Below are 18,354 nucleotides of genomic sequence, written 5' to 3'. Positions count from 1 at the left end.
GCCACCGGTCCCCCGGTGATGCCCCGCCGCTGCGGGGTGGGCGCCGTCACGGTCTCCCGTCACGGCACCCCGGCCGCACTGCCCCGCCCGCACTCAGCGGGCCCGGGGCGCGGCCGTGGGACGAGCTCGGCTCAGGCTCCCACGCGGAACCGCGCGAACGCGGTGGCGGTGGCGCCGGCCTCGGAGAGGACCTGGCCCACGGACTTCTTGGAGTCCTTGGCGAAGTCCTGGTCCACGAGCACGACCTCCTTGTAGTAGCCCTTGAGGCGGCCCTGGACGATGTTCGGGATGATCTTGTCCGGCTTGCCCTCGTTGCGGGCGGTCTCCTCGGCCACGCGCTTCTCGTTCTCCACGGTCTCGGCGGGGACGTCGTCCTCGGAGAGGAACGCGGGGGACATGGCGGCGATGTGCACGGCGACGTCGTGGGCGGCGGTCTCCGCGTCGGAGCCCGAGACGGCCAGCAGGACGCCCACCTGGGCGGGGAGGTCCTTGGAGGTCTTGTGCAGGTACACGGCCACGTGGTCGCCGGCCACGCGGGCCACGCGACGCACGACGACCTTCTCGCCCAGCAGCGCGCCGGTCTCGGTCACGAGCTCGGAGACGGTCTTGCCGTCAACCTCGGAGGCGAGCAGGGTGTCCAGGTCCGCGGCGTCGGCGGCCACGGCGGCGTCGAGCACCTTGTTGCCGAACTCCACGAACGGCGCGGACTTGGCCACGAAGTCGGTCTCGGAGTTGACCTCGACCATGTAGCCCACGCTGTTCTCCGTGCGCGCCACCACGATGCCCTCGGCGGTGGAGCGGCCCTCGCGCTTGGTCACACCCTTCAGACCCTTGACGCGGATGATCTCCTGGGCCTTCTGGGCGTCGCCGTCGGCCTCGTCCAGGGCCTTCTTGACGTCCAGCATGCCGGCGCCCGTGCGCTCGCGCAGGGCCTTGATGTCAGCAGCGGTGTAGTTCGCCATGTGAACTCCTCTGTTGTCGGTTGTGTCCGCCCGGGCGTCCTGGGACGCCCGGGCGGTTCCGGTCACCACTGTGGGCCACCGGGAAGAATGGGAGGTGAACACCTCCCGCGGCCTCACTCGGCGGCGGGGGCGTCCTTCTGCTCGGTCTCGGCGGGCGCCTCGGCAGCCGGGGCGGCCTGCTCGGCCGGAGCCTCCTGCGCAGCGGCCGGGGCGGAGTCCTGGGACTTCTGCTCCTCGTGCTGCTCGAGCAGCTCGCGCTCCCACTCGGCCATGGGCTCCTCGGCGGCGTTGGACTTGCCGTTGTGGCGCTCCATGAGGCCCTCGGCCACAGCGTCAGCGACGACGCGGGTCAGCAGGGACACGGAGCGGATGGAGTCGTCGTTGCCCGGGATGGGGAACGCGACCTCGTCCGGATCGCAGTTGGTGTCCAGGATCGCGACGATCGGCACACCGAGCTTCTGGGCCTCGTCCACCGCGAGGTGCTCCTTCTTGGTGTCCACGATCCAGATCAGGGACGGGGTCTTGGTGAGGTTGCGGATGCCGCCGAGCGTGCGCTCCAGCTTCTCCTTCTCGCGGCGCAGCAGCAGCAGTTCCTTCTTGGTGTACTGCGAGCCGGCGACGTCGTCGAAGTCGACCTCTTCCAGTTCCTTCATGCGGTCGATGCGCTTGGACACGGTCTGGAAGTTGGTGAGCATGCCGCCGAGCCAGCGGTGGTTCACGTAGGGCATGCCCACGCGGGTGGCCTGCTCGGCAATGGCCTCCTGGGCCTGCTTCTTGGTGCCGACGAACAGGATGGTGCCGCCGTGGGCCACGGTGGCCTTGACCGCCTCGTAGGCCTTGTCGATGAAGCCCAGCGACTGCTGCAGGTCGATGATGTAGATGCCGTTGCGCTCGGTGAAGATGAAGCGCTTCATCTTCGGGTTCCAGCGGCGGGTCTGGTGGCCGAAGTGGACGCCGTTGTCGAGCATCTGGCGCATGGTAACGACGGGCATGTCGTCTCCTCGTGGGTATCCGGCGGCCCGGGGGCCGCCGTGGGTTGACGGTTCTCGACCGGTGGTGCCGGTCCCTGGCGCGATGCGCGGGCCGTGCTCGTGGAGCGTGGCCCGACGCGCCCCGTACCGTCGTCTCCCGCTGCCGGGAGCTCGAGCGGACCGAGGGGTGCGCACCCGGTGGGAGCGGATCCGTTCCGGGTTCCTTCGCGCGCGAAGTCAGCCGTCCCGCCGCCGCCCACGCCCGCGAACGGGCATGGGTGTGCTGCGGCAGGGCAACTGCACGGGTCAGCCTACAGCATCCCGCCACCGCCGCGTGCCGTGCGCACTCCACATCGGGGCACCGTCTCCCGCACGACGCCGCCGCCACGCCAGCCTGAGGGCATGACTCTCCTTCCCGCCGGGCCAGTGCGCCCCGCACCGTGCACCGGCCCGTCCGGCTCGGGCACCTCGGCACACGTGACAGCGGCTGGCTCCGCCGCGCAGGGCACCACCCGGAGCGCGGTGTGGGTCTGCGGGGCACTCGTGCTGCTGCTGTGGCCGCTCCTGGTGGGCTGGCCCGCCCCGGCGAGCGGTGCGAGCCCCGGCTGGGCCTGGCCGGTGTCCCCGCGCCCGGCGGTGGAGCGGCGCTTCGAGGCACCCGCGAAGAGGTGGCTCCCCGGCCACCGCGGCGTGGACCTGCACGCCCCGCCCGGCACACCCGTGCGCGCTCCGCAGGCTGGGGTGGTCAGCTTCAGCGGCATGGTGGTGGACCGGGAGGTGCTCACCGTGGACCACGGTGAGGGCCACCTGTCCTCCTTCGAGCCGGTCACCGCCGTGGTCCACCGGGGTGAGCGCGTTGCGCGGGGGCAGGTGGTCGCCACGGTGGCCGATCCGGGCCACGGCCCGGGCGGCTCGGCCGTGCACTGGGGTGTGCGAGAGGACGGGGAGTACGTGAACCCCGTGCAGTTCGTGGCAGACCTGCGACCGTCGGTCCTCCTGCCCCTGCCGGGCGGAGGCTGACGGGTGCGGGCCGACGGGTGCGGGCACGGAAAACCCCCGCGGTCCTCTCTGCGGACCGCGGGGGTCGTGGTAGGGCGGGTGGGGCTTGAACCCACGACCCAAGGATTATGAGTCCTCTGCTCTGACCAGCTGAGCTACCGCCCCGTGGTGCGGCCGGTGACCGACCGCCGGTCCAAGGTACCGCACTGCACGGTTTCGACCCGGCACCGCGCCCGGGTGGCTGCGCACGGGTGGCCGTCCGTCGCGGGCGGCGTCAGCGGCTCTCGCCGCGGTAGATCCGCTCGAAGGTGTCCAGGGTGCGGGCGAACGAGTGCTGCTCCACCATCCGGCGGCTGTGCTCGCCCATGACCCGGCGCTGCTCGGGCGGAGCGTCGAGCACGAGCTGCAGCTTGTGGGCCAGGTCCCCCGGGCTGCCGGGGGCGAAGAGGTATCCGTTGCGTCCCTCGTCCGCGAGGTGCGGCAGGGCCCGGGCGTTGGCGAGCACCACGGGTGTGGAGGCGCTCATGGCCTCGAGCGTCACGAGCGACTGCAGCTCGGCGGTGCCGGGCTGGCAGAACACGTCTGCCCGGAGGTAGGCCCGGCGCAGCTCGTCGTCCGTGAGAAAGCCCAGGAAGTGCACGCGGTCCGCGACGCCCCGCTCGTGGGCGAGCTTCACGAGCCGCTCCCGCTGCTCCCCCTCCCCCACGATCTCCGCGTGCACGTTCTTCTCGCGCGGGATCAGGGCCAGCGCCTCGATCAGCTCGTTGACGTTCTTCTCCACGGCCAGCCGGCCGCAGAAGAGCACCACGGGGTGCTCGGGGTGCTGGATCTGCTCGTCGGCGGCGGCCTGGTAGTGACCGGCGTCGATCCCGTTGGAGACCGCGACCGCCCGGTCCGGCACGCCGTTGTCCACCATGGTGCGCACGGCGAGCGGTGTGGGTGCGGTGATCACGTCGCACCTGCCGTAGACCCGCGCGATGTCCCACCAGGACACCTTCCGGTAGCCACGGATGAACCACTGCGGGAAGGGCAGGAACGGCTCGATGTTCTCCGGGATGAAGTGGTTGGTGCCCACCACCCGGATGCCCCGGCGCACGGCCTCCCGCACCATGATCCGCCCCACGATGTAGTGGCACTGCACGTGCACCACGTCCGGGCGCAGCTCGTCCAGCAGCCGCGAGACCTCGCGGGCGATCTCCCACGGCAGGCAGATGCGGAAGTAGGGGTGGGTGAACGCGTGGTGCGAGCGGAAGCGGTGCTCCACCACACCGTCGTCCGTCATGATCCGGGAAGCCCCGCTCGTGGGCATGGCGGCGGCCACGTGGACCTCGTGCCCCCGGCCGAGCATGCCGTGCGCGAGGCGGCGCGCGAACTGCGCGGACCCGTTGACGTCGGGAGGGTAGGTCTCTGCGGTGATCAGAATCTTCAAGGCGTGGGGTTCCGTACGTTGCTCACTGATCGGCGTGCTCGCCACGACACGGGGTCGTGGCGGCCCGGGGACGGGTGCCGCTCCCCGGATCCGTCGTCCGGGCGCGAGCGGCCGCTCGGCGCTGGAGGACCTCGGGGTGGTACCGGGAGAGCAGGACGACGCCGACTATAGCAACGAGACCTGCCAGACCCATGGTGACGGCGGTCCCAGTGGTCAGGCCCGCACCGGCCTCACCCAGGACCACGAGCCCCAGCGCCACGCCCACCATGGGGTCCACCACCGTGAGACCCGCGATCACGAGGTCCGGCGGGCCGCACGAGTAGGCGCACTGCACCATCCAGCCCCCCAGCAGGGCCGCCACCAGGATCATGAGCACGCTGAGCCAGTGCACCGCGCCGATCCCGCCGGACAGCAGGGCGGTCATGGTCAGACGCACCAGCACGGCCACGAACCCGTACAGCACCCCGGCCGCGAGCACGTAGAACATGCTGATCCGGCGTCTGCGCAGGACCACTTCCGCGACCCCGACGAGCACCACGAGACCCGTGAGCAGCAGCACGACGAGCCGCTCGGCGCCGGCACCCGCCACGTGGGACGGGTCGGTGGCCGGGACCGCGCACGCCACGAACCCGGCACCGCCCACGCTGCAGAGGGCCACGGCGAGCCAGGTCCTGCGGTTGATGGTGAGCCGGCGGCGCCTGGCGTGCAGCAGGGTGGTGATCACCAGGGCGATCACGCCCAGGGGCTGCACCACCGTGACCGTGGCCAGGGCGAGCGCCGCGACGTTGAGCAGTGTGCCCGAGGCCAGCAGGGCGAGGCCGCCGACCCACCGGCGGTTCCGCACGAGCACGAGCAGCCCCCGGGGTGACAGTGCACCCCCGGTGTGCCCGGTGACCGCCGCGGACTGGATCTGCGTGCCGAGCGCCAGGCACACCGCCGAGGTGATGGCCAGGGCCACCGCGATCCACTGGGTCATGCCGTCACCGTGCGCTGGTTCACACCCCCATGCTAGGCGATGGGTACCCGGCCCATGTGGAGCAGACCGGACCTGCAGAGTGGACCGGGCCCGCACCGAGGGGGGCGGGGCGAGGGGGCGGGGTGAGGGGTCTGGCGTCGGTGCCGGGGCGCGGACGCAGAACGGGCCGAGTCCTGAGGACCCGGCCCGTTCTGCACGGAGGTTCCGCCCGGAGACGGTGCGTTCGGGCGGCACCTCTCGGTGCCGGCCGCGCGGCGCTACTTCTTGAGCAGCTTCCGCAGGAACACGACGAACGCGGTGCCCGCGGCCACGGCCACGGCCAGCGGCTGCCAGCGCTCGCTCAGCTGGTCCGCCGCGGAGGTGGAACCCGCCGGGCGCACGTCCTGGGACCCGCCCCTGGTGGCGAACGTGTTCTTGACCGACTCCTGCGTGCTGGTGAACGTGCGGGAGGTGCGGTTCACGAAACCCTGGGTGGCGGACTGCACGGAGTCGGCCCGGTTCTGGGCGTCGTCGCGCAGGCTCTTGAGGTGCTCGCGGCGCAGCTTCAGGCGGTTGCGCAGCTGCTCCTCGGTGGGCTTGACCGGCTTGACCTGGTTGGGGTCGTTGGCGGCCTCCTCCTTCTCGCGCTGCTTCTTCTGCTCGGCCTCGTTGATGTCGCGCTGCACGCGGCCCTCGGTGTAGGCGGAGCCCTCCTTGACCACGCCGAGGTCGTAGCGCAGACCGAAGATGGTCTTCTCCGGCACGAGCGGCATGGCGCTCTTGATCCTGGAGACGCCGATCAGCGCGAGGACGGCCAGAACCACCAGGAACACCACGGCCAGCAGCAGGGCCGCGAGCCACGCGGGCATCACGTGCGAGAGACCGGCGATCGCCGCGCCGATGAGCGCGATGGTGGCGAGGAGCAGGAAGACCAGGCCCACCACGGCGAACGCGGCGCCCACGCCCACCTTGATGCCCTTCTCCTTCAGCTCCAGGACGGCCAGCTGGGCCTCGTCCTTGAGCTGCTTGGGGAGCAGGCGCAGGAAGACCTTCACGACATCCACGATGGATGCCGGACCCGGCTTCGTGGTGGTGCGAGTTCCTGCCCTGGGTGTGTGGCCGCTGGTGGGGCCCACTGCATGGCTCATGCCGCCTCCGATGAGTACGTGGTGGTGATTAACGGTCGATCTGCTCTCAAAATACCATTCGCTCGCCTATCGACAGGCCACTGTGCGCGCCGCACGGGGCCCCGCGACATCACTGCAGCCGGCCGTCCTCCATGCGCACGCACCGGTCCGCGAGCGGCACGAACTCGGTGTCGTGGGTGACCACGAGCGACGCCAGGGAGAACTGGTGGGTGAGGTTCGCCAGCAGCTCCATGATGCTGCGGGAGCGCTCCTGGTCCAGGGCCGCGGTGGGCTCGTCCACGAGCAGCAGCTGGGGGTCGTTCATGAGTGCGCGGGCGATGTTCACCCGCTGCCGCTGACCACCGGAGAGCTGGTGCGGGCGGCGGTCCCCGCAGTCCACGAGTCCCACCTGCTCGAGCAGCTCGTCCGCCCGGGAGCGGGCGGCACGCAGGTCCTTGCCCCGGGCACCGGCCACGTGGGCGGCCAGCACCAGCTGCTCCCGGGAGGTCAGGGCCGCCAGCAGGTTGGGCTGCTGGAAGACCATGCCGGTGTGACCCCGGCGGATCTTCGCGAGCTCCTTCTCGGGCAGCTCGGTGAGCTCCTGACCGGCCACGGAGACGGTGCCCGAGGTGGGCTTGATGAGCGCGGCCGCCACGGCGAGCAACGAGGACTTCCCGGAGCCGGAGGGCCCGATCAGGGCGGTCATGTCCCCGCGGTGCAGGTCCAGGCAGACCCGGTCCAGGGCTCGCACGGTGCGCGGCCTGCCCTGGGCGTCGGTGCCGTCCGGGTATTCCAGGGACACGTCCCGTGCGCTCAGAGCCGCCGCGGCGGCGTCGTCGACCGCGAGGCCGCCGGTGCGGGGCGCGGGCTCGCTCCCGGCCCCGTGGCGGGGCTCGTGGTGCTCCGCGTGGCGGTGGCCCTCGTGACGGTCCGCGCGGTGGCGGGGTTCGGCGTCAGAAGCATGCATGATCAGTTACCTCCCAGGGCAATCATCGGATCCACGGTGGAGACACGGCGCACGGCGAGCAGGGAACCCAGCAGGCCGAGCACGAGCACGCCCACCATGGGCAGGGCCACGCTCGCAGCACTGAGCTCGAACGGCACGGCGGAGCCCGCGAGCATTCCGCCGAGCAGTCCCAGGGCACCGCCCACGAGCACACCCAGGGTGAGCACCACGGCGGCCTGGACGAGCGAGTCCCGCACCACGTAGCCGCGGCTCGCGCCGAGCGCGCGCAGCACCGCGATGTCACGCGTGCGCTGGATGGTCCACACGGTCAGGAACGAGATCACCACCAGGGCGCTGATCCCGTAGAGGAAGCCCTGCATCATGAGCAGGGACCCGCGCTCGGACTGGTAGGCGGGCAGCGCCGCGAGGGAGTCCTTGGTGGACAGGGCCACGGTGTCGGTGTCACCGGGGGTGGCCTCGGGGACGTCCTGCGTGGTCAGTGCCAGGGCGGTGGCCTGCTCGTCCGGGGCGGTGTGCGCCACCGCGGGGAAGTCGGCCATGCTCATCCACGCCACGGGAACGTGGCTGTAGTACTCGTTCTCGGCCACGCCAGCCACCTTCAGGGCCTTGCCGCCCATGGACACGGTGTCCCCCACGGAGACCTTCATGTCCTCCGCGAGCGTCTCGCTCAGCACGGCCTCACCCTCACCGGGGTGGTTGGCGCCGGAGGTGGCGGTCACCCCGGAGGCCAGGTCCGTGCCCGGCTCCAGGGCCATGGCAGCGGCGGCGGTGGCGTCCGAGCGCTTGGCCGCGGCGTCGTCCGAGGACTCCGCACCGCTGCGGATGCTGGTCTGGGTGATCCCGAGGCGCTCCACCTTGTCCTCGCCCACGGCGTCCTTCCAGGTGTCCACCTGCTTCTGGTCGATCGAGGAAGTGGTGAAGGACGGCGTGCCGGAGTCGCCGGGGGGCGCGGTCAGCACGATGCGCTGGGCCTCCAGCTTCTCCAGGGCGGACGTGTTCTGGTGGCCCAGACCGTTGGTCAGGCCCGTGAGCAGCACCAGCAGCAGGGTGATGAGAGCCACGACCGTGGCCAGGAGCGCGAACCGCCCCTTGGCGAAGGTGATGTCCCGCAGGGACAAGAACATGGGGAGTCTCCCGTGACGACAGAGGTTTCAAGGACAGCATCCAGTCTGCTGGGCCGAGGGCTTGGGCGGATCACCAGCGCGGTTGAAGACCACCGCGCACGGGGTTGATCCCGGGATCAACCGTTCGGTTGATGTGTTCCGAGCCCGCCTGCGTACCATGGCCGGGGGTCACGACCCGGCCCGCCTCCGGCCCACCACCCGCCTGCGGCCACCACGGGATCCCGGCGTCCGCCGTGCCCCGGCCCTCGGAACCCCCATCCCGGAAGCCCCCCACCACCGCAGGAAGGTCCACCGTGCGCCAGGAGCTCTCCACCCCGGTCCTGCTGCGGGTCATGCGCGTCACCCTCCACGTGAGCTTCGCGGCGCTGCTGGGGCTCGCGTGCCTGCGCTCCGTCATGGAGCTCGGCACCGGGGGCGGCCACGAGCTGCGGCTCGCCCTGGTCCTGGGGCTCGCGGGGCTGCTCGCGCTGACCTACGTGCTCGGGACCACCGTGGAGAGCAGGGTGGCCCGGGGCCGGGCGGACCCGGGGCGGCTGCGCTGGACCCCGGTGTGGCTCGCCGCGGTGACCGTGCTGTGGATCTGCCTGGCCCTGCTGAGCCGGGACTTCGCGTGGGTGGTCTTCCCCCTCTTCTTCCTCTACCCCGTGCTGCTGCCCCCGGTGGTCGCGCTCGCAGCCATTGCCGGGCTCACGGGTGTGGTGGTGCTGTCCCAGCTGCTGCACGTGCCCGCCGGGACCTTCACCGCACCCATGGCCGTGGGGCCGAGCATGGGGGCGGTGGTCGCGCTGCTCGTGAGCTACGGCTACCGCGCGCTCTACCGGGACTCGCAGCGCCACGTGCGGGTGATCCGCCAGCTGGAGTCCACGCGCGCGGAGCTCGCCCGGCAGGAGCGCAGCGCGGGCACCCGCAGCGAGCGGGAGCGGCTGTCCCGGGAGATCCACGACACGCTGGCCCAGGGGCTGACCTCCATCGTGCTGGTCTCCCGGGCCGCCCAGCAGTCCCTCTCCGGGGACGACCGTTCCACCACCGCGGCCCGGCTCGCCACGATCGAGGAGACCGCCACCGCGAACCTCGCCGAGGCCCGCCGGTTCGTGCGGGACCTCGCCTCCCCCGCGCTCAAGGAGTCCCTGCCCACCGCGCTCGCCCAGGTGTGCCGCCGCACGGAGGGTGCCGCGCAGGCCGCGGACACGAACCTCTCGTGCGAGTTCTCGGTCCAGGGCGAGGTCCCGGACCTCACGGACCCGCAGCAGACGCTGTTCGTGCGCGCCACCCAGTCCACCCTGGCGAACGTGGTCTCCCACGCCCGCGCCTCCCGGGTGGTGGTCACCCTCGCGGGCTGGGAGGACTCCGTCTCGCTGGACGTGGTGGACGACGGCGTGGGGTTCGACCCGCACGCCCTGCGGCACCGGGGCTCGGACGACTCCTACGGCCTTTCCCACCTGCGGCGCCGCGCGGCCGAGCTCGGCGCCGAGCTCACGGTGGAGTCCGAACCGCGCCACGGCACCACGGTGAACCTCCGCCTCCCGCTCGCCCCGGTGCTGCCGGGCCACGCCACGACGGGCGACGCCGCACGGCCGGGCGCCGCGGCGTCGTCGCCCCCGGAGGCACGCACGGTGGGCACCGCGCCCGGAAGATCCCAGAACCACGACGACAGGGGAACACCATGACCACGCGAGTGCTGCTCGTGGACGACCACCCCGTGGTGCGCGCGGGGCTGCGCGCCGTGCTGGAGTCCGTGGGGGACATCGCCGTGTGCGCCGAGGCCCAGGAGGGGCGGGCGGCGCTCGCGGTGCTCGACGGCCCCGAGCCCGGTGTGGACGTGGTGGTCATGGACCTGCAGATGGGCGCGGGCATGGGCGGGCTCGAGGCCACCCGGCGCATCGTGTCCGCGGGCGGGCCGCCCGTGCTGATCCTCACCACGTACGACACCCAGGCGGACGTGGTGGCCGCCCTCGAGGCGGGTGCCACCGGCTACCTGCTCAAGGACGCTCAGCCCGCGACGATCGGGCAGGCCGTGCACGACGCCGCCGCGGGGCGGCCCGTGCTCTCCCCCTCGGTCACGGCGCGGCTCGTGCACCAGGTGCGCACCCCCGCGGCCTCGCTGAGCCCGAGGGAGATCGAGATCCTTCGGGGGCTCGCCACGGGGGCCTCCAACCGTTCGCTCGCCAAGTCCCTGTTCATCTCCGAGGCCACCGTCAAGACGCACCTGGTGCACATCTACGACAAGCTCGGCGTGGACAACCGCACCGCCGCCGTGACCCGTGCCCGGGAGGACCGGGTCATCTGACGTCGCCGTGTCCTGCCGGGCGCCGTGGTGTGGACCGCCCGCGGGGCTGCACCGCTGCACTCGTGCGGTGCCGCGGTGCCCGTCGTGCGCCGCGGGCCGACCGGTGACCCGTCGGTGTCTGCCGCGGACGCGCCCGCCCGTTCCGGTCCGTCACCTCACCCCTGGGCAGTGACCGGCGATGAGGGCACCGTTCCGCCCCAGTGCACGCAGGACCACGGCAGCCGGGGGGCCTGCCCCCGGGAGGTGAGCCGGTGCGGGGTGAAGTCCGTGACCGGCGGGACGTCCTCGTGACCCCTGAACACCGGCCCGGTGTAGCGGTGACCGGTGTCCGGGCAGACCATCAGGACGCAGCGGCCCGGGGAGGTGTCCCCGACCTGCCCGGTCCCCGGCGCGGATGGCGCGTCCGGCACGGGCAGGCGGGCGTCCCCGTGCGGTGCTCGCCCCAGCACGTGCCCGGCCACGGCGTACGCGGCCCCGGAGCTGAGCCCCGCGAACAGCGCGTGGTCCCGGCACAGCGAGACGGCCCCGGCCCGGCCCACCTCCGAACTGACCCAGTGGATCTCGCGGTAGAGCTCGTGGCGCACGTTGCGGAACTCGATGCAGCTGCCGATTCCGGCGATCAGCATGTCCGGGTCCTGGACGTCCTCGGAGCCGAAGGTCACGGAGCCGAACGGCTGCACGCCCGTGAGGCGGACCTCCAGTCCGGACTCCGCCAGGCCCAGGGCCAGTGCCCCGCTGGAGGCCCCCGACCCCACGGGAGCCACCAGCTCCACAGCGCGGTGGCCCTCCCGCAGCAGGCGTCGTCCGAGACCGAGGGCGAGGTCCCGGTAGCCGCGGTAGTGCACGGCGTCGTGGTACTGGCGCATCCAGTGCCAGTCCGGGTGCTCCGCGAGCAGCGCCTGGATCCGGGCCACCCGCCGGTCCTGGTCCGCGCGCAGGGAGTCCGAGGGAGGCATCTGCTCCAGCCGCGCCCCGAGCATCCCGAGCTGCAGCCGGAGGGTCTCGTCCACGGTCGTGGAGCCCACGACCACGCAGTGCAGACCTGCCTCGTGGCACGCCAGCGCCAGGGCCAGGGCGTAGATCCCGCTGGAGGAGTCCACCACGGTGTCCCCGGGGGCGATCCGACCCTGTGCGAGCAGCTGCCGCACGGCGCCCCGGGCGGACTGCACCTTCATCACCTCGAAACGCAGCGCGAGCAGCCCGGGACGCAGCCGGATCAGGTCCGGCGCACCCACGGCCTGGGCGGCGTGCTCGAGAAGGTCCGGAAGGGCGGCGTCGTCGTGCGGTGCGGTTGTCATGGTCCACCCCAGATCATGTCGACGGTGCGTTCCAGGCCCAGGGAGTCCAGGGCCGTGCGGGCCTCGCGCGCCCGGTGGGCCGCCCCCGGCCGGCGGGCGTCCAGCAGCACGGCGCACACCGTGCCGCTGTGAGCCACCTGGACACCCACTCCCCCGGTCTCCCGGGACACGGCGAGCAGCTCGGGCAGGGCGGGTTTGGGCAGGCGGGTCTGGTTCAGCAGGGCGGAGCGCGTGGCGGCCTCGCCGAGCGCCCGGGCGTCCCCGTCCCCCACGCAGCGTTCGAGCAGGTGGAGGATCCGGAGGCACTCCCGGCGCTCGTGCGGGGTGTAGCCCTGTGCGTCCAGTGCCAGGGTCTCCACCGGGCCACCGGGCAGGCGGCAGCCCACCAGGTGCACGGGTGGGAACGCGCGGGGCCAGTGCCGGAGCACGCGCGCGTGTCGCTGGGCGAAGAGGACCGGCTCGCATCCGAAGGCCAGCGGGTCCGAGGCGGTCTCCGCCCGGCGAGCCAGCTCGCTGACCTCTCCCCGGGTGAGCCGCAGGGAGCAGCAGTGCCCCACGGCCCGGATGGTGGCGATCACGTCCGCGGTGGACGAGCCCATGCCGCACCCGGACGGGATGGCGCTCTCCACGCGCAGCTGCCCCCCGGCTGGACGGGGCAGACCCCGCTCCCGGCACAGCCGCAGGGTCAGCTGCGCCGCCCGTCGAGCCTTCTCCGTACCGTGGCCCGCACGCACGCCGGGCCGGGAGCTCGGCACGAACTCCACTCGGGACTGCAGCGGTGGGAGGGGAACGGTGACGAGCGCGGGCACGGACCGGGTGCCCCACGCGAAGCTGCCCTGCACGAGTTCACCGTGGTGGGCGATGCACCGCCCGCGCCCGGTCCGTTCGGGGAGCGGCGGTCGTGGACCCGGAGCGCTCACGGGGTGCCTCCCGCGTGCTGCCCCGAACGCGCCGGTCCCCCGAGCACCCCGGCTGCCCGGCCGGCCGCGAGGGCGGCCAGCAGCGTCACGAGCGCGAGCGCGGTGCCCGCACCCTCCCAGCCGGCCGCGGCGAGACCGGCCCCCGCCACCGTGGCGCCGAGGCACACGCCCAGGCTCTGGCCCGCGCCGTTCAGCCCGAGCACCGTGCCGCGGTGTCCCGACGAGGCGCGCACCAGAACGGTGGTCACCACCGCGGCGACCACCGCGTGGGAGGCGGCGAGCAGCGCCGTCGCCAGCAGTGCCACGGGGAGCACGGGCGCGAGGAACACCGCCAGGACGGCCCCGGTCCCCACCAGCGCAGCAGCGCAGGCGATCCATGCGGCGCAGCGCGCGGAGGGCTGGGAGCGCAGCGCCCGACCCCCGAACCAGTTGCCCAGGAAGAACGCCAGACCGGACAGTGTCCAGACCAGGGAGAAAACCCCGGGCCCCACTGCGAAACGCTGCCAGTAGACGACCGCGAGGTACGCGAGCTGGCCCATGAACGCCGTGGTGCGCAGCGTGGACACCAGCAGCAGCGCGGGAACCCCGGGCCGCGTCCACGCCACCCGCAGCCCGGCCACGTACCCCGTGGGAGCACTCGGCGGCGTCGACGTCTCCCGCCCGGGCCCGCGCACGGCGTGGCGCAGCAGCAGCCCCGCCGTGGCGACCGCCAGCACAGCGGTCGCCACGAGGTCACCGCGCCACCCCCACAGCAGGGCGGGGCCCGCCAGCAGGGGTGCCGCGAGCATCGCGGTGAGCGTCATGGTGGCGGAGACCTGCGTGGCCGCGCGCCCGGAGGTGGCCTCGTCCCGGAACCGGTCCGCGGCCATCGCGGAGACGGCGGGGTTCAGCACCGCCGTCCCCGCCCCCACCAGGAGGCAGAAGACCGCCCACGACCACACCGAGCCGAGCACGCCGAGCAGGCACGCGAGCGCCAGCACGGCGAGCGCCCCGGCGGCCGCGACGCCGCGGGACACCCGGTCCAGCAGGGGCGCGCAGCACACGCCCACCACGAGGGCCGCCACACCACCCGTGCCGCGCAGCCAGCCCATGAGCGGGGCGCCCTGGCCGCTCTCCCGGGTGATATCGACCAGGAAGTTCGAGTAGACGGTGAACGGCACCAGCCCCAGGGCGCACGCCGCGAGCAGGGGCAGGATGCGCGCCGCGATCTGGCGGTCGGTCAGCGCCACGTCACCGTGGGACGCGGTGGCCCCGGAGCGCGCGGTCATCGTGCGGGCTCCCCCGCGCCGGCGCCGCCGGGCCCGCCGTAGACGTGCAGGTGCGTCTGCTCGGCGCTGAACTGCGAGAACGGGAACGGCTCGGCACTCAGCGCCGTGACACCGTGGCCCAGGAACTCCCGGGCCACGGCGGGTGCCGACTGCGCGTAGAGCCCCAGTGGGACGCCCCGTTCCAGGCACCGGTTGCGGATCCGGTCGAAGGTCCCGTTGCCGATCGTCATCCCCGTGGCGAGGACCCCGTCCGCGACCGCCAGCACGTCCTCCATGTCGCGGCTCACGGGGTCTCCCCACAGGGTCTCGCGCAGGGCGAGGTCGCACGGCAGCACCTCCGCACCGCGAGCGCGCAGTGCCGCTACCAGGGGGTTGACCACGCCGATCAGGGCGATCCGCTGGCCGGGGCTGACGGACAGCAGGTCGGCGACGGCGCTGTCCCTGGCCCGTGCGCGCTCGTCCGGCGTCCCGGGCGGCAGGGGCACGCGACGGGCGCGCGGATCCTCGGAGTGCGGTGCCCTGGACGCGAGCCACGCGTCCAGCACGGCCACGCGCACCGGGAGGCAGGGGTGCGCCAGCAGCTCCCGCACGGGCAGGCCGGAGAGCTCCGGGATCTCCGGGGTCAGCTCGCGGGCCTCCACCGCGCAGCCGCCGAAGGCCCCCTCGACCCTCACGAGGATGTACTGGTTGCGGTACAGCTCGGTCTCCGCAGCGAGACGTGTGCCGTGCTGGACGGCGAAGACGCTGCGGGCCACCGGCGCGGGAGCGTCCGATGCACCCGGATGCTCTCTGTCCAGGTGCTCACGGGCCAGCTCCAGCAGCTCCGCCACGGATTCCGGGGTGCGCTCCCCGAGCCGGCTCACCGCAGGCCCTTCGAGCGCAGGTAGTCGGCGAGCTTCTGCGCGCCGTCCATGTTGCGGGGGCTGGAGACCGCCTCCCCGTAGTCCATGACGTAGGTGCTGTCGTTCTTCACGGCGAGCGAGTCCTTGAGCGGGGACTGGTTCTTGAGGTAGTCGATCTTCTCCCGGACGGGCTGCTTGTTGTAGTCCACCACCACGATCGCCTGGGGCTCGCTCTTGACCACGGACTCCCAGCCCACGGTGTCCCAGCGGGCGTCGAGGTCCTTGGTCACGGACTCGGCCCCGGCCAGCTCGATCATGCCGTTCAGGGCGGTGCGGTGGCCCGCGGTGTAGGGCTCGGAGGTCCCGGAGTCGTAGACGAGCACGCGTGCGGGCTTCTCGGGCCTCGGTGCCTCCCGCAGCGCGCGCCGCTTGTCCTCCAGCTCCCCCACGAGCTTCTCGGCGCGGTCCTCCACGTCGAAGATCTTCCCCAGGTCCCGGAGGTCCTGGTTGGTGGCGTCGAGCGGATCGGGCTCGGAGGTGTCCCCCTTGTAGCCCTTGCAGGTCTCGTGCTGCATGTAGGAGTTCACGCCCACGTCACGCAGCGAGTCGGGGGTCACCCCGCGGGTCTCGCTGAACCCGGCCTGCCAGCCCGCGAACACCCAGTCCGCCTTGGCGCTGACCACGGCCTCCTGGCTGAGCACGGTGTCGGAGATGGTCTCCGTCTTCCCGTAGTCCTCGCGGTACGGGGACTTCTCGATCACGCTGCTCACCGTCGAGGGGAGCACGATCCCGCGCATCCGGTCCGAGAGGCCGAGCGCGAACATCTTCTCGATCGCGGAGACGTCGTACGCCACCGGCTTCCGTGGCGTGGGGTAGGTGCTGCTCTGCCCGCAGTTCTCGATGGTCTTCTCCGCGCCGGCTGCCGCATCCTTCTGGACCTGCGCACCACAGCCGGTGAGCAGCAGGCACGCGACCACCCCGAGTGCCAGGGGCCCGGTGCGCCGCGTCAGGCCCTTGCCGACGACGCCGCTCGCCCGGTTCTCGCGCCGGGCACCCGTGGCGGGTGGGCCCACCACGCCGGAGCGCGCGGCGGGGTCCGTGCCGTGCGTGGCAGGGTGCGGGGAAGGGGATGTGCTCATGAGGGGTCCTCTCGGGTGATGGGAAACAGCAGGTGGGGTGTCCCGGTGTCGGGACGGGTGATGCTCACGGGCCGCACCCCGTACACGCGTTCCACGGTGTCCGGGTGCAGTGCCTCGTGCGGCGGGGCGTCCGCGACCACCCGGCCCGCGGCCAGCACGACCACGCGGTCGCACAGGGCGGCCGCGAGGTTGAGGTCGTGCAGCGCCATGAGCACGGCCGGGCGCGCGGTGGTCGTGCCCCGCAGGGTGCGCACCAGGTCCGTCTGGTGGCGCAGGTCCAGGTGGTTGGTGGGCTCGTCCAGCAGCAGGTAGGGGGTCCGCTGGGCCAGGGCACGGGCGATGAGCACCCGCTGGCGCTCGCCGCCGGAGAGTCCCAGCACGCTGCGGTGGGCCAGCTCCTGCACCCCGGCGCGCGCCATGGCGTCCTGCACGGCGCGGTCCAGCTCTTCGCGTGGTGTCCGGGAGTTGGCCGCGGCGCCCAGGCGCACCACCTCGGCCACCAGGAAGTCCAGCTCCACCCGTTCCTCCTGGGGCAGCGCCGCGATCCGGGCCGCGGAGTCCCGGTGGCGCATCCGGTGCAGGGGGTCCCCGTCCACCAGCACCGCGCCGCCGCTCGGCACCAGGGCGCGGTAGAGGGCCTTCAGCACGGTGGACTTCCCGCAGCCATTGGGACCGACCAGCCCCACGACGTCGCCCGGGGCCACGTCCAGCGAGAGGTCCGGGACCACGGTGCGCCCGGCGACGTCGAGGCGCAGGTCCCGCAGCTCCAGGCCGTCGTTCCGCCCTGCGGCGGGGGCGTTGCACGGCACGTGCGCCGTGCCGCCGGCGGGCGCCCCCGCGGGCGCGTCACGCACCATGGCGCCACGCCCCGCCGCCGCCTGCTCGCGCGCGGTCACCGCGATCCCCCGAAGACGTAGCCGGCACGGCGCACCAGCACCAGGAAGACGGGCACACCCACCAGCGCGGTGACCACGCCCAGGGGCAGCTCGCGCGGCGGAACGGCCACACGGCTGAGCAGGTCCACCCAGACCATGAACAGGGCCCCCACCAGCGGCGCGACCACCACGGTGCGCCGGTGCGCCGGGCCCAGCAGGATCCGGGTGGCGTGCGGGACCACGAGTCCCACGAAGCCAATGGTGCCGGAGACCGCCACGAGCGTGGCGGTGCCCAGGACCGTGAGCACGAACAGCTGCACCCGCATCCGGTCCGGGTCCACGCCCAGGCTCGCGGCGGAGCCGTCCCCCATGGCCAGGGTGTCCAGGTCCCGGGCGCGCCACGCGAGCCACACCAGGCACAGCGCCGTGGCGAGGACCGGCAGGGGAAGCTGCTCCCACGTGGCCGCACCCAGGGAGCCGAGCATCCAGAACATGACGGTGCGGGCGGCGTCGCCCCTCGCGTCGAAGAACACGATCGCGGACATCAGCGCCTGGAAGCCGAAGGAGAGCACCACCCCGGTGAGGATGAGCCGCACGGGGGCCACACCGCCCGGGGTGCGGGACAGCAGGTACACGAGCACCGACGCCGCCAGGGCCCCCAGGAAGGCCGCCGCGCTCAGGGCCAGGGAGCCCAGCGCGGCGAACAGTCCCCAGGAGACGACGGCGCTCGCGCCCACCGCCGCGCCGGAGGAGATCCCCAGGATGAACGGGTCCGCCAGGGGGTTGCGCACCATGGCCTGCGCGGCGATGCCCAGGGCGCCGAGCCCCGCGCCGACCACCGCGGCCAGCAGCACCCGCGGGGTGCGGATCTGCAGGATCACGGTGTAGTCGGTGAAGTCCGCAGCGGGGATCGCCCCACCGGTCACGGCCGCCCGGAGGAAGTGGGCGGTGTCCCCCACGGGGATTGGGGCGGCGCCCCAGGAGATGGCCACGGGAAGGGACGCGCCCAGGGCCAGGAGCAGGGCCAGGACGGTGAGCGCGTGGCCGCGGGGAGACAGGCGTGGTGAGGTGTGCATGGCATCGCAATGATAATCATTCGCATATAGCGGGACAAAATCCGCCCTAGGGCGGTCGGGGACGGACATGCGTCAGCGCTCGGCGGGGCGGGCCCTGCGGGCGGCTGGTGGCCGC

General features: G+C 73.0%; 17 protein-coding genes and 1 tRNA gene. 3 read left to right on the top strand and 15 right to left on the bottom strand.

Features of this window, described 5'->3' with window-relative positions; all coding sequences use genetic code 11:
• Nucleotides 1-131: 131 nt before the first annotated feature.
• The gene (tsf, locus tag EAE32_RS09465; protein ID WP_121845794.1) at nt 132-962 is read right to left on the bottom strand and encodes a translation elongation factor Ts; all 831 of its coding nucleotides are present in this window, start codon (nt 960-962) and stop codon (nt 132-134) included.
• Nucleotides 963-1,075: 113 nt separating this feature from the next.
• Nucleotides 1,076-1,954: a 30S ribosomal protein S2 gene (gene rpsB, locus EAE32_RS09460; RefSeq protein ID WP_121845795.1), complete on the bottom strand. Its 879-nt coding sequence runs from the start codon at nt 1,952-1,954 to the stop codon at nt 1,076-1,078.
• Nucleotides 1,955-2,335: 381 nt separating this feature from the next.
• Between rpsB and EAE32_RS09455 the strand changes: the two genes are divergently transcribed.
• Nucleotides 2,336-2,953 carry a murein hydrolase activator EnvC family protein gene (locus tag EAE32_RS09455; RefSeq protein ID WP_121845796.1) on the top strand — a complete coding sequence of 206 codons (618 nt, stop codon included), beginning with the start codon at nt 2,336-2,338 and terminating at the stop codon, nt 2,951-2,953.
• Between the two features lie 67 nt (nt 2,954-3,020).
• Here the strand turns inward: EAE32_RS09455 and EAE32_RS09450 are convergent.
• From EAE32_RS09450 to EAE32_RS09425, 6 genes are all read right to left on the bottom strand, one after another.
• A tRNA-Met gene (locus EAE32_RS09450) sits at nt 3,021-3,097 on the bottom strand.
• Between the two features lie 109 nt (nt 3,098-3,206).
• Nucleotides 3,207-4,361 (bottom strand): glycosyltransferase, encoded by a 1,155-nt coding sequence (locus EAE32_RS09445; protein WP_121864989.1) that lies wholly within the window; start codon nt 4,359-4,361, stop codon nt 3,207-3,209.
• A 22-nt stretch (nt 4,362-4,383) separates the two neighbouring features.
• The gene (locus EAE32_RS09440; protein WP_121864988.1) at nt 4,384-5,337 is read right to left on the bottom strand and encodes a DMT family transporter; all 954 of its coding nucleotides are present in this window, start codon (nt 5,335-5,337) and stop codon (nt 4,384-4,386) included.
• A 257-nt stretch (nt 5,338-5,594) separates the two neighbouring features.
• Nucleotides 5,595-6,371: a phage holin family protein gene (locus EAE32_RS09435; protein WP_243635668.1), complete on the bottom strand. Its 777-nt coding sequence runs from the start codon at nt 6,369-6,371 to the stop codon at nt 5,595-5,597.
• Between the two features lie 202 nt (nt 6,372-6,573).
• Complete coding sequence (locus EAE32_RS09430) at nt 6,574-7,410, bottom strand: ABC transporter ATP-binding protein (protein WP_121864986.1); 837 nt, start codon at nt 7,408-7,410, stop codon at nt 6,574-6,576.
• Between the two features lie 2 nt (nt 7,411-7,412).
• Nucleotides 7,413-8,534: an ABC transporter permease gene (locus EAE32_RS09425; protein WP_121846824.1), complete on the bottom strand. Its 1,122-nt coding sequence runs from the start codon at nt 8,532-8,534 to the stop codon at nt 7,413-7,415.
• A 293-nt stretch (nt 8,535-8,827) separates the two neighbouring features.
• On the opposite strand from EAE32_RS09425, the gene EAE32_RS09420 reads away from it, so the two are divergent.
• Nucleotides 8,828-10,201, top strand: a complete 1,374-nt coding sequence (locus EAE32_RS09420) for a sensor histidine kinase (RefSeq protein ID WP_121864985.1) — start codon at nt 8,828-8,830, stop codon at nt 10,199-10,201.
• A complete protein-coding gene (locus EAE32_RS09415) occupies nt 10,198-10,821 on the top strand; it encodes a response regulator (RefSeq protein ID WP_121864984.1) in 624 nt (207 codons plus the stop codon). The genes EAE32_RS09420 and EAE32_RS09415 overlap by 4 nt, the downstream gene beginning before the upstream one ends.
• 155 nt (nt 10,822-10,976) lie before the next feature.
• On the opposite strand, the gene EAE32_RS09410 is transcribed toward EAE32_RS09415, so the two are convergent.
• The 7 genes from EAE32_RS09410 to EAE32_RS09380 all read right to left on the bottom strand — a co-directional run bounded on the left by EAE32_RS09410 (nt 10,977) and on the right by EAE32_RS09380 (nt 18,239).
• On the bottom strand, nt 10,977-12,119 hold the full coding sequence (locus EAE32_RS09410; RefSeq protein WP_121864983.1) for a pyridoxal-phosphate dependent enzyme: 1,143 nt from the start codon (nt 12,117-12,119) through the stop codon (nt 10,977-10,979).
• Nucleotides 12,116-12,961 carry a GHMP family kinase ATP-binding protein gene (locus tag EAE32_RS09405; protein ID WP_121864982.1) on the bottom strand — a complete coding sequence of 282 codons (846 nt, stop codon included), beginning with the start codon at nt 12,959-12,961 and terminating at the stop codon, nt 12,116-12,118. Before EAE32_RS09405 ends, EAE32_RS09410 begins: the two co-directional genes overlap by 4 nt.
• 74 nt (nt 12,962-13,035) lie before the next feature.
• A complete protein-coding gene (locus tag EAE32_RS09400) occupies nt 13,036-14,307 on the bottom strand; it encodes an MFS transporter (protein ID WP_121864981.1) in 1,272 nt (423 codons plus the stop codon).
• Complete coding sequence (locus tag EAE32_RS09395) at nt 14,304-15,170, bottom strand: Rossmann-like domain-containing protein (RefSeq protein ID WP_240624963.1); 867 nt, start codon at nt 15,168-15,170, stop codon at nt 14,304-14,306. The genes EAE32_RS09400 and EAE32_RS09395 overlap by 4 nt, the downstream gene beginning before the upstream one ends.
• Nucleotides 15,167-16,288, bottom strand: coding sequence for an ABC transporter substrate-binding protein (locus EAE32_RS09390; RefSeq protein ID WP_121864980.1), 1,122 nt, complete (start codon nt 16,286-16,288; stop codon nt 15,167-15,169). The genes EAE32_RS09395 and EAE32_RS09390 overlap by 4 nt, the downstream gene beginning before the upstream one ends.
• The gene (locus EAE32_RS09385) at nt 16,285-17,184 is read right to left on the bottom strand and encodes an ABC transporter ATP-binding protein (protein WP_243635667.1); all 900 of its coding nucleotides are present in this window, start codon (nt 17,182-17,184) and stop codon (nt 16,285-16,287) included. Before EAE32_RS09385 ends, EAE32_RS09390 begins: the two co-directional genes overlap by 4 nt.
• Nucleotides 17,181-18,239 (bottom strand): FecCD family ABC transporter permease, encoded by a 1,059-nt coding sequence (locus EAE32_RS09380; RefSeq protein ID WP_121864979.1) that lies wholly within the window; start codon nt 18,237-18,239, stop codon nt 17,181-17,183. The genes EAE32_RS09385 and EAE32_RS09380 overlap by 4 nt, the downstream gene beginning before the upstream one ends.
• Nucleotides 18,240-18,354 lie beyond the last annotated feature (115 nt).

This window comes from Kocuria tytonicola, assembly GCF_003687175.1.
GTDB lineage: Bacteria > Actinomycetota > Actinomycetes > Actinomycetales > Micrococcaceae > Kocuria > Kocuria tytonicola.
Note: the sequence above shows the minus strand (reverse complement) of the source record. Positions and strands in the feature narration are given on the sequence as shown.

Coding starts and splice junctions, on each gene's coding strand:
- tsf (WP_121845794.1), bottom strand. CDS start 962: ATGGCGAACTACACCGCTGCTGACATCAAGGCCCTGCGCGAGCGCACG.
- rpsB (WP_121845795.1), bottom strand. CDS start 1,954: ATGCCCGTCGTTACCATGCGCCAGATGCTCGACAACGGCGTCCACTTC.
- EAE32_RS09455 (WP_121845796.1), top strand. CDS start 2,336: ATGACTCTCCTTCCCGCCGGGCCAGTGCGCCCCGCACCGTGCACCGGC.
- EAE32_RS09440 (WP_121864988.1), bottom strand. CDS start 5,337: ATGACCCAGTGGATCGCGGTGGCCCTGGCCATCACCTCGGCGGTGTGC.
- EAE32_RS09430 (WP_121864986.1), bottom strand. CDS start 7,410: ATGCATGCTTCTGACGCCGAACCCCGCCACCGCGCGGACCGTCACGAG.
- EAE32_RS09425 (WP_121846824.1), bottom strand. CDS start 8,534: ATGTTCTTGTCCCTGCGGGACATCACCTTCGCCAAGGGGCGGTTCGCG.
- EAE32_RS09415 (WP_121864984.1), top strand. CDS start 10,198: ATGACCACGCGAGTGCTGCTCGTGGACGACCACCCCGTGGTGCGCGCG.
- EAE32_RS09410 (WP_121864983.1), bottom strand. CDS start 12,119: ATGACAACCGCACCGCACGACGACGCCGCCCTTCCGGACCTTCTCGAG.
- EAE32_RS09400 (WP_121864981.1), bottom strand. CDS start 14,307: ATGACCGCGCGCTCCGGGGCCACCGCGTCCCACGGTGACGTGGCGCTG.
- EAE32_RS09390 (WP_121864980.1), bottom strand. CDS start 16,288: ATGAGCACATCCCCTTCCCCGCACCCTGCCACGCACGGCACGGACCCC.
- EAE32_RS09380 (WP_121864979.1), bottom strand. CDS start 18,239: ATGCACACCTCACCACGCCTGTCTCCCCGCGGCCACGCGCTCACCGTC.